We start from the raw sequence: 13,244 nt of genomic DNA, 5'->3' as shown, positions 1-13,244 counted from the left end.
CGAGCAAGCTCGGCTCTACGGGGTGGACCCGTACCACCGACATCAGCCGCCGTCGCCGCGACAGCGCGCTTCCAGCGAGGCGGCATCGGTCTGCGCATCGGCGCTGCGTGCGGCTCCGGCCATCAGGGTCCGCTGCAGCTCGCCCTCGCGCGGACGGGTCTCGATGCAGCGCAGTTCGGCGCCACGGCCGTACAGGGTGATGTCGCGGATGGCATCGGCCAGTGCCGGATCGCGCGGCGTCAGGGTCATGCGCCAGCGCTCGCGTACACCCTGCACGTCGATCTCGTACTGCCGTGCCAGCGCCGCATGGTCGCCGGCCAGCAGCGCGCCGAAGCTGGCCTGCAGGCCGGCCAGTTCGGGTGCGCGCGACAGCGCGAAACTCCGCGGTGAGCGCCCGGCACGCTCGATGGTGGCGCGGCCGTCGCGGATGGTGGTGGTCTCGACGTAGGGCGAACGCACCGCGCGTACCAGCGTGCGCTCGTCGGGGCGCAGGTACTCGCCCGCCACCCGCAGCGGCGCCTTCAGCATCGGCGAGGTGCGCACCTCTAGGAACGAGGTGCGCACCGGCGCAGGCCGCGCCAGCTTCTCCAGGATCCAGGCGCTGCCGAACTCATCGCCCGCCGCCTGCGCCATCGCCCAGCACGGGACCAGCGCGCACAGCAGTGCGGCCATGCCTGCGGCCTTGCGTGCCCGGCCCGTCCGTCGCACCGTCCTCGGCATCGCCGATTTCATCGTCGTGCTCCCAGAAGTCGTAGAAGTTGAACCAGTTGTAGGGCGCATCGCGCACATGATGTTCCAGACGCGCGGCGTAACCGCGGATGAGCGCCGGGATCGCCGCCGCGCGTTCGCGGCGCGGCAGGTCGATGCCGTCGCTGAAAGGTTCGAACACCAGGTCGTAGCGATTGCCGCCACGGTACAGGCCGAACGCCAGCACCACCGGGACCTTCAGCACCGCCGCGATCTGCCACGGCGCGGTGGGGAACGCCGCCGGCGCACCCAGGAACGGCACCCGCGCCGACGGCTCGTCGGGCTGGGTGCGATCGACCAGCAGCGCGATCATCGCGCCCTCGTCGGCGGCCTGCTGGATCGCCAGCATGATCGCCGGGCCGGGCTGGCCGGCGTCGATCACGGTGGCGGCGATCTCGGGATTGAGCGCGTCGAGCACCTGCATCAACGCCGCGCTGTGGCCCTTGTCCAGCAGCACGCGGATCTTGTAGTCGGGCCGCCGCCGCGACAGCACCCGCAGCACCTCGAAGCTGCCCAGGTGAGAACCGAACAGCAGCACGCCGCGGTCGCGGTCGAGCTGCGCATGCAGCGCATCGAGGCCGTCGACGCGCACCTCGAAGCGGCGCAGGTCCTCGCTGAGCAGGAACAGGCGGTCGAGGATGGTCTGGGCGAAGGTGCGGATGTGGCGCAGCACCTCGCGCCAGCCGGCGCGGCGCCCGAACACGCGGCTCAGGTAGGCGCGCGAGTCGCGGCGCTCCTCGCGCCGGCGCAGCAGGAAATACAGCGCGATCGGGTGCAGCAGCAGCCGTGCCAGGCCGCGGCCGCCGTAGCAGCCGATCAGCCGGATCAGCGCCAGCGCGACCCGGCCCCCGCCCTCGTGCCGCCGTTTCCACTGCGCACTCATGCCGCCGCGATCTCGCCGCTGGCGATCAGCACGGTGTCGCGCAGCACCCGGAACTTCCAGCGCGGATCGGCGGCCTCGCCGGCACGATCGAGTTCGATCCGCGCCGTCTGCCCCGGCAGCAGCGGCTGCAGGAACTTCACCTGCGGCAGCCGCACCGCGCCGAGTTCGCCGTGCTGCGCCTCGAGCGCCGCCAGCACCCGCTCCAGCACCACCACGCCGGGCACCAGCGGGCGTCCCGGGAAATGGCCGGGCAGGCTGGGATGATCGTGCGGAATGCTGAACTGCATGACGGAGCCGGCGCGCGCGTGAGGCGCAAGAGAATACCGCGCCAGGCAGCCCCTACCGCCACGGTGAGAAAAGGGCCGTCGCCACGGCTGCCGCTAATGAATAGCCGCGCCAGGCAGCCCTTTCCGCCACGGGCCGTCGCCACGGGTGACGTCACGGGATCATCTCCGGACTGCCTGAAGCGCAAGGGAGGCCAGCAGTCAACCGCTCCCGGTCCTACCGCAGCAGCCCCAACACCGCCGAACGCGCCTGCGCCGCCAGCGCCGAGCGGTCGAGCGGCCCGACGTCGGTGGCCAGCGGCAGCGGCGCGCCGAAGCGCACCCGGATACGGCCCGGCCGCACCCGGAAGAACCCGTCTGGCGGCAGCACCGCGCCGGTGCCCTCCAGCGCCACCGGCAGCACCTGCGCTCCTGCATCGATCGCGACCTGGAACGCCCCCGGCTTGAACGCCGCCACGCTGCCGTCGCGACTGCGCGTGCCTTCCGGGAAGATGCACAGGATCGCACCGCCGCGCACCAGCGTCGCCGCGCGGCGCAGGCTGGCGGTGGCGGCGCGGCGGTTGTCGCGGCGAATGAACACCATCCCCATCGCCTTCGCGTACCAGCCGACGAAGGGCACCCGGTCCATCTCCTGCTTGAGCAGGAAATGCAGCGGCACCGGCACCGCGCGAAACAGCGCGCAGATGTCGATCACCGACTGATGGTTGGCGACCAGCACGTGGGGCCGCGACCAGTCGACGCGCTCCAGGCCCTCGACCTCCAGCCGCGCGCCGGCGCCGCCCAGCAGTCCAGGCGCCCAGCAGCGCGCCGCCATCCGCAGCGGCAGGCGGCGGTCGCCGCCCGACAGCGCATGCAACAGCAGCGCCACGCTGATCAAGCCTGCGGTCCACAGCAGGGTGAAGCCGAACTGGAGCAGGTTGAAGGCGGTCCACAGCCACCGCCACAAGGACGCGGGCTGCAGCCGCAGGGATTCGATGCGCTGGTTCACCGCGCAAGCATACCGTGCGTCCCCTCGCCGAAGCCGTTCCGCAGGCGCCCGCGCCGCGCTGCGCGCGGCCCGCATTCAGCGCAACAGATCGCGCCAGAAGGGCGCGCCGAGGCCGGCGAGCCGGCGCAGGAAGTCGGCGAAGCTGCGGTAACGGCCGGGAAAACGACGCTTGCGCAGCAGGTACTCGCCGAAAAAGAAGCCGCCGACGATGCCGTAGTTGCACAGGTTGGCGAACCACGACCACTGCGTGCGGGTGATGCTCACCGGCGCCTGCACGCCCAGCGCCGGGAGCAGGCCGTCCGGGGCGGCGATCAACGCCAGCGTCAGGTTGACCAGCGCCAGCGCGGCCAGCAGCAGCGCCCAGGCGGCGGTGAGGCCGCGGGTGTAGGCGCGCAGGTCCGGCGGCAACCGGGCCGGTTCCACCCGGTCGAGCGCCGCCACGATCCGCGCGATCAGCGGCGCGCGCCCGGGCCGCAGCGTGCGCCCGAACATCCAGGCGATCAGGCCGACGAAGGCCACCGGCACCAGCAGCAGCGGCAGTCCGGCGTGGCCGGCGCGGAACAGGCTCCAGGCTCCGGTAAGCAGCAGCGGCAGCGCCAGCCATGCCCAGCGCCGGCGCGCGGCCAGCGGCGACACCAGCACCAGCAGCACCAGCGTCAGCAGCGCCGCCAATGCCAGCACGTCGCTGTCGCGGGCGCTGGCCAGGTGCGCGAACACGGCGTAGCCGATCGCCAGCAGGACTTCGACGATCAGCAGCATCGGCCGCCCCCGGCAGGCGTCTCCGGCAGGACTAGCGCGCGGCCTCCCTCGAGCGGATCGCTGCGCCCGTGGTAGCGGTGCGGTCCACGCCGGCGCGCTCCGGTCACCCGGCCGGGTACCGCATGTGGTGCCTCGCCATCATGTCGTCCGGTGCTGCTCGACGTGCGCCGACAGCGCACGCAGCGAGGCGAAGATGCGCAGGTTCTCCTCGCTGTCCGAGCGCAGCTGGAAGCCGTAGCGCTTGCTGATCGCCAGCGCCAGTTCCAGCGCATCGATCGAGTCCAGCCCCAGCCCGGTGTTGAACAGCGCCGCCTCCGGATCGATCTCGCCGGGCTGCACCTCCTCCAGGTTCAGGCTTTCGACCAGGAGTTCGGCGAGCTCGCGTTCGGCGGGAGATTGGGTGGGCATGCGGGTTTTCCGTGTGTGATGAATGAGCGCGCCCGCTGCGGCGGGCGGGCGCGAGCACCGCGCTATCATGCGCGCCCGGAATGATGGCATGGGCTGGCGGTCACGGCGAGATGTTGAACCCGATCGAAAACGGCGAGGCCGCGAGCGACGCCATCGAAGAGGTGGACGTGCTGGTGATCGGCGGCGGACCCGCCGGCAGCACCGCCGCCGCGCTGCTGGCGCGCCGCGGCTGGCGCGTGGCCCTGCTGGAGAAGGGCGCGCACCCGCGCTTCCACATCGGCGAATCGCTGCTGCCGATGAACCTGCCGATCCTCGAGCGCCTGGGGGTGCTGGAACAGGTCCGCGCGATCGGCGTCCACAAGGCCGGCGCCGATTTCCCCTTGTGCGAGCGGCGCACCAGCGTGTTCCGCTTCGCCCGCGCCCTGGATCCGAAGTACGACCACGCCTTCCAGGTGCGCCGCGCCGACTTCGACCGGCTGCTGTTCGAACACGCGCGCAGCTGCGGCGCCGACGCCCGCGAGCAGGTGCGCGTGGAGCGGGTCGAGTTCGACGCGGCCGGGCGGCCGCGCCAGGTGCACGCCTGCGCCGCCGACGGACGCGCGCTCGCCTTCCGCACCCGCTACCTGGTCGACGCCAGCGGCCGCGACACCTTCCTCGGCGGCAAGCTGAAGCTCAAGCGCAAGAGCCGCGCGCACCAGTCGGCGGCGATCTTCAGCCACTTCCGCGGCGTCGAGCGGCGCGAGGGCGCCGACGCCGGCAACATCACCGTCGACCGCTTCGAGCACGGCTGGTACTGGCTGATCCCGCTGCCCGACGACGTCATGAGCGTGGGCGCGGTGTGCACGCCCGAATACCTCAAGCAGCGCCGCGGCGACAACGCCGAGTTCCTGATGCGGACGCTGGCGGCGCGGCCGTCGGTGTGGACGCGCATGCAACGCGCCGAGCGCGTGGCGCCGGTGCACGCGACCGGCAACTATTCCTACCGCTGCATGCGCATGGCCGGCCCCGGCTGGGTGATGGCGGGCGATGCCCACGCCTTCATCGATCCGGTGTTCTCCTCCGGCGTGTACCTGGCGATGGACGGCGCCGAGCACGCGGTCGAGGTGATCGACGGCGCGCTGCGCGAACCGGCGCGCGAGGCGGCGCTGCAGCGCGCGATGGGCAGGCGCCTGAGCCGCGGGCTGCGGCATTTCTCCTGGTTCATCCACCGCTTCACCACGCCGGTGATGCAGCGCCTGTTCGCCAGCCCGCGCAACGACTGCAAGCTGGAGCAGGCGGTGATCTCGATGCTCGCCGGCGACGTGTTCGACAATCGCGCGGTGCTGTGGCGGCTGCGGGCCTTCCGCCTGCTGTACGCGCTGAACGCGCTGGCGATCGCGCCGCATGCGCTGCGCGGCTGGTGGCGGCGCCGGCGCCAGATCGGCGTGGTCTTCGCCGGCGACACCCTGCAGGAGGGCAATCCGTGAGCCGCCCGCTGATCGCGGTGCATGACGAGCCGGCGCGCCTGCAGGTGGACTACGCCGATGCCGATGCGCCCGACGCGCTGTTCGGCGACGACGTGCTGGCCGTGCTCGGCTTCGGCCACGACGCGCCGCACTGCGATGATCCGCGCTACCTGCGGGTGCCGCTGCAGCCCTACGGCGCCGCGCCGTTCGAGGTCTGGCGCGCCAACGCACCGGTGCGCCGCGGGCGCGACGGCGCCATCGCCTGGGCCAGCGACGGCCACCTCGGTTTCGGCGCGATCGAGGTCGAGGAGGGCGCGGGCGGCATCACCGAGGCCGCGCGCCTGGCCTATGCGGCGTTGACCCGGTTCGTGTCCGGCGGCGACACGCCGCACCTGCTGCGGGTCTGGAACTACCTCGACGCGATCACCCTGGGCGAAGGCGACGCCGAGCGCTATCGCCAGTTCTGCCTCGGCCGCGCCGCCGGATTCGGCGGTTTCGACACCGGCCGGCTGCCGGCGGCGACCGCGATCGGCCGCTGCGACGATGCCCGCGTGGTCCAGGTCTACTGGCTGTCGGCGCGCGCCCCCGGCACGCCGCTGGAGAACCCGCGCCAGATCAGCGCCTACCGCTATCCGCGCCAGTACGGCCCGCAGTCGCCCAGCTTCGCCCGCGCCATGCTGCCGGCCGACGGCATCGCCATGCCGCTGCTGCTGTCCGGCACCGCAAGCATCGTCGGGCACGTGTCGCAGCACGCCGGCGAACTGCAGGCGCAGCTGCAGGAGACGCTGGCCAACTTCGACGTCCTGCTCGGCGCCGCGCGCGCGGCGCGCCCCGACCTGCCGGCGCAGTTCGGCGCCGGCAGCCGGCTGAAGGTCTACGTCCGCGACCGCGACGACCTGCCGCTGGTGGCGCGGGCGCTGGACGCGCGCTTCGGCGACCGCGTGCCGCGGCTGCTGCTGCACGCGGCGATCTGCCGCCGCGAACTGGCGGTGGAGATCGATGGCGTGCATCGGTGAAGCGAGGAACGAGAAACGAGGAGTGAGAAACGAGTAAACGCAACGGCGAAGGCGCTCTTCTCTCGTTTCTCGTTCCTCTCCACTCGTTCCTCGCTCCCCATGCACTATCCTCACCCGCTCCGTCACCTAGGAGAGACGCCATGGGCCTGATCAGCCTGCTGTGGGGCATCGTCGCGATGCTGTGGATGATCGTCGCGCTGATCCCGATGCTGGGATGGGGCAACTGGTTCCTGATCCCGTTCGCCGCGGTCGGCGCGATCATCGCCGCGATCGGCATCGCCGTGACCTCGCGCGAGAACCGCGGCCGAGCCAAGACCGGGCTGCTGCTCAACGGCATCGTGATCGTGGTCGGCGGGTTCCGGCTGACGCTGGGCGGCGGCATCATTTGAAGGCCTCGCCGACATTCCCGTAGAGCGGAGCTTGCTCCGCTGCACGGGCTCCGGAGGCGGGAGCAGCGGAGCAAGCTCCGCTCTACGGGGGGGGGCGACCAGTCCGTCGGCGCGGACGTAGAATGCCTCCATGAGCCTCCTCCCGATCCGCCCGCGGCGCATGCGCCGTGACGAGTTCTCGCGCCGGCTGATGCGCGAGCACGTGCTGACCGCCGACGACCTGATCTGGCCGCTGTTCGTGCACGAGCACGACGGCCGCGCCGCGGTGTCGTCGATGCCGGGCGTGGAGCGCGTGTCGATCGACGAGCTGCTGCGCAGCGCCGAGCAGGCCTGCGCACTGCGGATCCCGGCGCTGGCGCTGTTCCCGGTGACCGCGCCGGAGGCCAAGTCGCTCGACGCCGCCGCGGCCTGGGCCGACGACGGCCTGGTGCAGCGCGCGGTGCGCGCGCTCAAGCAGCGCTTCCCGCAGCTGGGCGTGATCACCGACGTCGCCCTCGATCCCTACACCGCGCACGGCCAGGACGGCCTGGTCGACGACGGCGGCTACGTGGTCAACGACGATACCGTCGCCGCGCTGGTGAGGCAGGCGCTGTCGCACGCCGCCGCCGGCGCCGACGTGGTCGCCCCGAGCGACATGATGGACGGGCGCATCGGCGCGATCCGCGACGCGCTGGAACGCGACGGCTTCGTCCACACCCGCATCCTCGCCTACGCCGCCAAGTACGCCTCTGCGTTCTACGGCCCGTTCCGCGACGCGGTCGGCTCCGCCGCGGCGCTCGGCAAGGCCGACAAGACCACCTACCAGATGGACCCGGCCAATTCGGACGAGGCGCTGCGCGAGGTCGAGCTGGATCTCGAGGAAGGCGCCGACATGGTGATGATCAAGCCCGGCCTGCCGTACCTGGACATCGTGCGCCGGGTGAAGGATGCCTTCGGCGTGCCGACCTTCGCCTACCAGGTCAGCGGCGAGTACGCGATGCTCAAGGCCGCCGCGCAGCAGGGATGGCTGGACGAACGCGCCTGCGTGCTGGAATCGCTGACCGCGTTCAAGCGCGCCGGTGCCGACGGCGTGCTGACCTATTTCGCGCCCGACGCCGCGCGCTGGCTGCGCGAGCAGGACTAGGATCGTGACTTCCCGGCGGCGGCATGCCGCCGCCACTCGCACGGGAGCAGGACGCCGGATGCTGCTTCACGGCAGGCAACCGTCGCTGCCCTCGACCGCCGGCGCGCGGGCGCGGTAGATGTCCAGCTTGCCGGCCTTCGGCGCCGGCGCCGCGCCGCTGACCAGGATCTCGGCCGGCTTCGACAGGTCCACCACCGGCCCCAGCGTGGTGCCGTCCGCGGTGTTGAACGCGATCGCCCACGGCGCCGGATCGACGTAGGCGCCGCCATCGCACTGCGCGACCAGCAGCCGCACCGGCGCGGTGGCCGGATCGCGCGAGCGCGCGAACACGATCGCGCGGCCGCCCGCCAGCCAGGCGGCGTCGAAATCGTCCTCCGGACCGTTCACGCCCGGCACCGGCAGCGGGTCGACGAAGGCGGCGCCGTCCCAGCGCGCGACGAACAGGTCGTGGCCGCCGGCGCCGCCGTGGCCGTCGCTGGCGAACAGCAGGCGCCGCCCGTCCAGGTCGGGCGTCGGCGCCCACTCGTCGCCGGCGCCGTTGACCCCGGCGCCGAGATTCTCCGCCTCGCCGAACCCGCCAGCGGCCAGCACCGGCGCGCGATACAGGTCGTCGCCACCGAAGCCGCCACCGGCGCGGTTGGAGAAGAAATACAGCCAACGGCCGTCGGCGCTGAACACCGGGTCGAAATCGTTCTCCGGCGAGTTGACCGGCAACGGCCGCGCCTCGACCCAGCGACCGTCGCGCAGCCGCGCCTGCCACAGGTCCCAGCCGCCGGGCCCGCCCGCGCGATCGGTGCTGCCCCAGACGATCCACTGCCCGTCGGGGCTCACGCTCGCGCGCACCTCCGAGGCCGCCGTCGACACGACCCCGACGCCCTCGAGCCCGTATGGCTGCAGGACGGCCGCTCCGGCCGCGGTCACGGCCGCGCAGAGTAGACTGAGGCACAGGACGGCTGGTTTGCGTGGCATCCGTGGATTTCCGATGCATGGACCGGCCGAGTGTAACCACGACCGAGCAACGAGTTCCTCGATGACCCCGATCGATTCCGCTCCCGCCCGCTTCGCCCTGTTCGGCCATCCGGTCGCACAATCGCTGTCGCCGCAGATCCACGCCGCGTTCGCCCGCCAGTTGTCGATCCCGCTGCAGTACACGGCGATCGACGCCACGGCGGAGGCCTTCGCCGATCTGCTGGCGCGTTTCGCGGCGCAGGGCGGCGGCGGCGCCAACGTCACCCTGCCGCTCAAGCAGCAGGCGACGGCGCTGTGCGGCAGCCTCGGCGACGGCGCCCGCCGCAGCGGCGCGGTCAACACCCTGGTCCGCAACGACGGCGGCTGGCATGGCGAGAACACCGACGGCCGCGGCCTGGTGCGCGACCTCACCGAGCGCCACCGTCTCGACCTGCGCCAGCGCCGCACCCTGCTGATCGGCGCTGGCGGCGCCGCGCGCGGCGTGGCGCCGGCGCTGCTCGATGCCGGCATCGGCGACCTGTTCGTGGTCAACCGCACGCCCGAGCGCACCGACGCCCTGGCCGACGCCCTGGGCGAGCCCGGACGCGTGCACCCGCGCTACATGGACGATCTGAAGGCGATGGGCGAGTTCGACCTGATCGTCCACGCCACCTCGGCCACGCGCAGCGGCTCGCTGCCGTCGCTGCCGATGTCGCTGATCGGCACCCGCGCCACCGCGGTCGACCTCAACTACGGCGACAGCGCGATCCCGTTCCTGGCGTGGGCACGCGCGGCCGGCGCGCACGACGCCATCGACGGCCTGGGCATGCTGGTGGAGCAGGCGGCCGAAAGCTTCCGCCTGTGGCACGGCAGGCGCCCTGCGACCGACGAGGTCTACGCCGAGCTGCGCCAGCGCCACGCCCTCCTGATCACCGCCGACTGAGCCTCGAAGCCGCCATGCCGGCGTGCTAGCATTCCCGCCGCCGTCACGCATGGAGCATCGGGGATGTTGATCTGGGGATCCGGTAGCAAGGTCGTGGAGTTGGGCCCGTCTGGGCAGGCCCACTGTTCCACCTGCGAAAAAGAGCGCGCCTTCAAGAACGTACTGACGTTCCGCTACGCGCACATCTGGTACCTGTTTCGCTGGGTCACCAAGCGCAGCTATGCCACCATCTGCGATGTCTGCAGCCGCGGCACGCCGCACGACACGAAGACCTACGAGGCCGAGCACGGAAAATCCGCGATCCCGGCCTATTACCGCTACGGCCTCTGGACGCTGCTGGGACTGGCTGCCGTATTCATCGCCTTCGTGGTCGCCGCCGGCATGCAATCGGACCGGCGCGAAGCGCAGCTGCTGCAGCAGCCGCAAGTCGGCGACATGTACCTGGTCAGGCTCGACAAGATGGTGCCCGATGACTTCGACGGCATCGGCTACGGCCTGATGCGCGTGGCCGCGGTCGACGATGGCGGCGTCGCGCTGCAGATCCCGAACTACGGCTACAACAAGCGCGGCGGCGTCCGCAAGGACCTGCGTTCCGGGGCCGCAGCCGACACCGACTACTTTTCCGAAGACACGCTGCAGCTGTCGCTGGACGAACTCCGGAAGCAGCACGGCCCGGGCATCTACGACATCCAGCGCTGATGCCTGCGTCGAGCGGAGCCGGATCCGTCGCCGCGGATGAGCGGACCGATGCACTGCCGTGAAGGCTGCGGCGCCTGCTGCATCGCGCCGTCGATCACCTCGCCGATTCCGGGCATGCCGCACGGCAAGCCCGCGGGCATTCCGTGCGTGCAGCTCGACGACGCCTACCGCTGCCGCCTGTTCGGCCGCCCGGAGCGGCCGGCATTCTGCCGCTCGTTGCGGCCATCGCCGGAGATGTGCGGGCGCGACCGGCGGCAGGCCTCGGACGCACTCGCGGCCCTGGAGCGCGCCACCAAGCCGTGACGGCGCGCGGCGATGCGTCCTGCACTCCTCCGTAGGAGCGCGCCACGCGCGCGATGTCGCGGGTGCCGGCCGGATCCGGTGGATGCCGCGATCCTGGACCGGCAAGCGCGCCGGTCACTTGAATTTGCGGGCGGCGAACTGCCCGCGGCATCGCGCGTATGAAGCGCTCCTACGAAAAAGCGAGGTACTCGTCCTTGAGCCGCACGTAGTGCGCGGCGCTGTAGTGCAGGCCTTCGATCTCGGCGTCGGAGAGCATGCGCACCTTGCGCGCCGGATTGCCCAGCCACAGCTCGCCCTCGCCCACGGTCTTGCCCGGCGGCACCAGCGCGCCGGCACCGACGAAAGCGTGGCGTTCGATCACCGCACCGTCGAGCACGATCGCGCCCATGCCGACCAGCGCGGCATCGCCGATGCGGCAGGCGTGGATCACCGCCTTGTGGCCGATGGTGACGTCCTCGCCGATCACCGTGGCGAACCCGCCCAGCTTCGCGTGCGGGCCGTCGTGGCTGACGTGGATCACGCAGCCGTCCTGCACGTTGCTGCGCGCACCGATGCGGACGAAGTTCACGTCGCCGCGGACTACCGTGTACGGCCAGACCGAGACGTCGTCGCCGAGGACGACATCGCCGATCACGGTGGCGGCGGGATCGACGTAGACGCGCTCGCCGAGGACGGGGCGCTTGTCGCGGTAGGGGCGCAGGTGCATGGCGGCATGGGGTTCGCGTGTCGCGCCAGCTTAACCGGCGCGCACCGCGGGGGCACACACCGTGCCCACCGCGGTACCGTCGGTTCCCACTACAGCCGGCCACTGTATTTCTGCCGGAGCCGCACCCGCATGCAGGGCTACACTGCGGCGATGGACCCGGCCCCCGATACGCCCGTCGCCGACCTGCCACCCACCCTGTCGCGCCTGCGCGCGGCCTGGCAGGCGCGGCAACCCGACCTTGCCCAACGCAGCGATGATCTCGCGCGCCTGCGGGCGGCGTTCAAGCTCCGCCTGGACGAGATGGCGCGGGTGATCGCCGCCGACTTCGGCCACCGCTCCCACCACGAGTCGCTGCTCGCCGACGGCATGACCGTGCTGGCCGAACTCGACCATCTGCGCCGGCACTTGCGCCGCTGGATGAAGCCGCGCCGGGTCGGCGCCGGCTGGCGGCTGTGGCCGGCGCACGCCGAAGTGCGGATGGCACCGGTGGGCGTGGTCGGGGTGATCTCGCCCTGGAACTACCCGGTCAACCTGGCGCTGGTCCCGCTGGCGACCGCGATCGCCGCCGGCAACCACGTGTACCTGAAGCCGTCGGAACAGACGCCGCGCACCACCCGCTTCCTGTGTGAACTGCTGGCCGAGGTGTTCCCCGCCGACCGCGTGGCCGTGGCCTGCGGCGACGCCGAGGTCGGCGCGGCCTTCGCCGCGCTGCCGTTCGACCACCTGGTGTTCACCGGCTCGACCGCGGTCGGGCGCAAGGTGATGGCCGCGGCGGCGCCCAACCTCACGCCGCTGACGCTGGAGCTCGGCGGCAAGTCGCCGGCGATCGTCTGCGACGACTTCCCGCTGCAGCAGGCTGCCGCGCGGCTGGCGACCGGCAAATGGTTCAACGCCGGCCAGACCTGCATCGCGCCCGACTACGTGCTGATCGACGCGGCCCGCCGCGACGCGCTGGTCGACGCGCTGCGGGCCGAGGTGCAGGCGCGCTACGCCGGCGCCGACGCCGACTACACCCGCATCGTCAACGACGGCCAGGCCGCACGCCTGCAGGGCTATCTCGACGACGCGGCGCGGCGCGGCCTGCAGACGGTCAGGCTCGTCGAGATCGCCGGCGAACGCGCAGTCGCGCCGACGCTTGTGCTCGATCCGCCCGACGACGCGGCGGTGATGCGGGAGGAGATCTTCGGCCCGATCCTGCCGATAAAAAGCTACCGCACGCTGGACGAGGCGATCGACTTCGTCGCCGCCCGCGACCGGCCGCTGGCGCTGTATCCCTTCAGCCGCGACCGCGCCCGGATCGAGCGCATCCTGAAGCGCACGCTGGCCGGCGGCGTCACCGTCAACGACACCCTGCTGCACTTCGCCACCAGCGCGCTGCCGTTCGGCGGCATCGGCGCCAGCGGCATGGGCGCCTACCATGGCCGCGCCGGCTTCGAGGCCATGAGCAAGGCCTTGCCGATCCTGTGGCAGTCGCGGCGCGCCGCCAGCGACCTGCTGAAGCCGCCGTACGCGAAGGTCGACCGCTTCATCCGCATGCTGCTGCGCTGACGCGGCCCACGGCGGCACGCACCGTGGGAGTGGCGGCGGCATGCCACCGCCGGGC

16 protein-coding genes are annotated in these 13,244 nt (G+C 72.0%); 8 read left to right on the top strand and 8 right to left on the bottom strand.

Annotation, left to right across the window (positions count from 1 at the left end; translation table 11 throughout):
• Positions 1–42: 42 nt before the first annotated feature.
• From AB5T46_RS18345 to AB5T46_RS18320, 6 genes are all read right to left on the bottom strand, one after another.
• The gene (locus AB5T46_RS18345; RefSeq protein WP_370565526.1) at positions 43–672 is read right to left on the bottom strand and encodes a LolA-related protein; all 630 of its coding nucleotides are present in this window, start codon (positions 670–672) and stop codon (positions 43–45) included.
• Positions 611–1,630 carry an LpxL/LpxP family acyltransferase gene (locus AB5T46_RS18340; RefSeq protein WP_370565525.1) on the bottom strand — a complete coding sequence of 340 codons (1,020 nt, stop codon included), beginning with the start codon at positions 1,628–1,630 and terminating at the stop codon, positions 611–613. Before AB5T46_RS18340 ends, AB5T46_RS18345 begins: the two co-directional genes overlap by 62 nt.
• Positions 1,627–1,917 carry a hypothetical protein gene (locus AB5T46_RS18335; RefSeq protein WP_370565524.1) on the bottom strand — a complete coding sequence of 97 codons (291 nt, stop codon included), beginning with the start codon at positions 1,915–1,917 and terminating at the stop codon, positions 1,627–1,629. The genes AB5T46_RS18340 and AB5T46_RS18335 overlap by 4 nt, the downstream gene beginning before the upstream one ends.
• A gap of 214 nt (positions 1,918–2,131) precedes the next feature.
• On the bottom strand, positions 2,132–2,875 hold the full coding sequence (locus tag AB5T46_RS18330) for a lysophospholipid acyltransferase family protein (protein ID WP_370565549.1): 744 nt from the start codon (positions 2,873–2,875) through the stop codon (positions 2,132–2,134).
• Positions 2,876–2,977: 102 nt separating this feature from the next.
• Positions 2,978–3,658 (bottom strand): COG4648 family protein, encoded by a 681-nt coding sequence (locus tag AB5T46_RS18325; protein ID WP_370565548.1) that lies wholly within the window; start codon positions 3,656–3,658, stop codon positions 2,978–2,980.
• A 141-nt stretch (positions 3,659–3,799) separates the two neighbouring features.
• Positions 3,800–4,069: a phosphopantetheine-binding protein gene (locus AB5T46_RS18320; RefSeq protein ID WP_149195298.1), complete on the bottom strand. Its 270-nt coding sequence runs from the start codon at positions 4,067–4,069 to the stop codon at positions 3,800–3,802.
• 122 nt (positions 4,070–4,191) lie between these two features.
• On the opposite strand from AB5T46_RS18320, the gene AB5T46_RS18315 reads away from it, so the two are divergent.
• The 4 genes from AB5T46_RS18315 to hemB all read left to right on the top strand — a co-directional run bounded on the left by AB5T46_RS18315 (position 4,192) and on the right by hemB (position 8,042).
• Positions 4,192–5,535 carry an NAD(P)/FAD-dependent oxidoreductase gene (locus tag AB5T46_RS18315; RefSeq protein ID WP_370565547.1) on the top strand — a complete coding sequence of 448 codons (1,344 nt, stop codon included), beginning with the start codon at positions 4,192–4,194 and terminating at the stop codon, positions 5,533–5,535.
• A complete protein-coding gene (locus tag AB5T46_RS18310) occupies positions 5,532–6,530 on the top strand; it encodes a chorismate transformation enzyme, FkbO/Hyg5 family (RefSeq protein WP_370565522.1) in 999 nt (332 codons plus the stop codon). Before AB5T46_RS18315 ends, AB5T46_RS18310 begins: the two co-directional genes overlap by 4 nt.
• 140 nt (positions 6,531–6,670) lie before the next feature.
• On the top strand, positions 6,671–6,919 hold the full coding sequence (locus tag AB5T46_RS18305; RefSeq protein ID WP_370565521.1) for a hypothetical protein: 249 nt from the start codon (positions 6,671–6,673) through the stop codon (positions 6,917–6,919).
• 130 nt (positions 6,920–7,049) lie between these two features.
• Positions 7,050–8,042 carry a porphobilinogen synthase gene (gene hemB, locus AB5T46_RS18300; protein ID WP_370565520.1) on the top strand — a complete coding sequence of 331 codons (993 nt, stop codon included), beginning with the start codon at positions 7,050–7,052 and terminating at the stop codon, positions 8,040–8,042.
• A gap of 66 nt (positions 8,043–8,108) precedes the next feature.
• Here hemB and AB5T46_RS18295 read toward each other — a convergent pair whose 3' ends face one another.
• On the bottom strand, positions 8,109–9,011 hold the full coding sequence (locus AB5T46_RS18295; protein ID WP_370565519.1) for a TolB family protein: 903 nt from the start codon (positions 9,009–9,011) through the stop codon (positions 8,109–8,111).
• Positions 9,012–9,072: 61 nt separating this feature from the next.
• On the opposite strand from AB5T46_RS18295, the gene aroE reads away from it, so the two are divergent.
• The 3 genes from aroE to AB5T46_RS18280 all read left to right on the top strand — a co-directional run bounded on the left by aroE (position 9,073) and on the right by AB5T46_RS18280 (position 10,935).
• Entirely contained in the window at positions 9,073–9,933 is an 861-nt protein-coding gene (aroE, locus tag AB5T46_RS18290) for a shikimate dehydrogenase (protein ID WP_370565518.1), read from the top strand.
• A gap of 63 nt (positions 9,934–9,996) precedes the next feature.
• Positions 9,997–10,632, top strand: coding sequence for a hypothetical protein (locus tag AB5T46_RS18285; RefSeq protein ID WP_370565517.1), 636 nt, complete (start codon positions 9,997–9,999; stop codon positions 10,630–10,632).
• 36 nt (positions 10,633–10,668) lie between these two features.
• Entirely contained in the window at positions 10,669–10,935 is a 267-nt protein-coding gene (locus AB5T46_RS18280; RefSeq protein WP_370565516.1) for a YkgJ family cysteine cluster protein, read from the top strand.
• Between the two features lie 169 nt (positions 10,936–11,104).
• On the opposite strand, the gene AB5T46_RS18275 is transcribed toward AB5T46_RS18280, so the two are convergent.
• A complete protein-coding gene (locus AB5T46_RS18275; protein WP_370565515.1) occupies positions 11,105–11,641 on the bottom strand; it encodes a gamma carbonic anhydrase family protein in 537 nt (178 codons plus the stop codon).
• 129 nt (positions 11,642–11,770) lie between these two features.
• Here AB5T46_RS18275 and AB5T46_RS18270 point away from each other — a divergent pair, with 129 nt between their 5' ends.
• The gene (locus AB5T46_RS18270) at positions 11,771–13,189 is read left to right on the top strand and encodes a coniferyl aldehyde dehydrogenase (RefSeq protein ID WP_370565514.1); all 1,419 of its coding nucleotides are present in this window, start codon (positions 11,771–11,773) and stop codon (positions 13,187–13,189) included.
• The last annotated feature ends 55 nt before the right edge of the window (positions 13,190–13,244 follow it).

It is taken from the genome of Luteimonas salinilitoris (assembly GCF_041300785.1).
Classification (GTDB): Bacteria; Pseudomonadota; Gammaproteobacteria; order Xanthomonadales; family Xanthomonadaceae; genus Luteimonas; species Luteimonas salinilitoris.
This window is presented reverse-complemented; position numbering and strand designations above follow the sequence as displayed.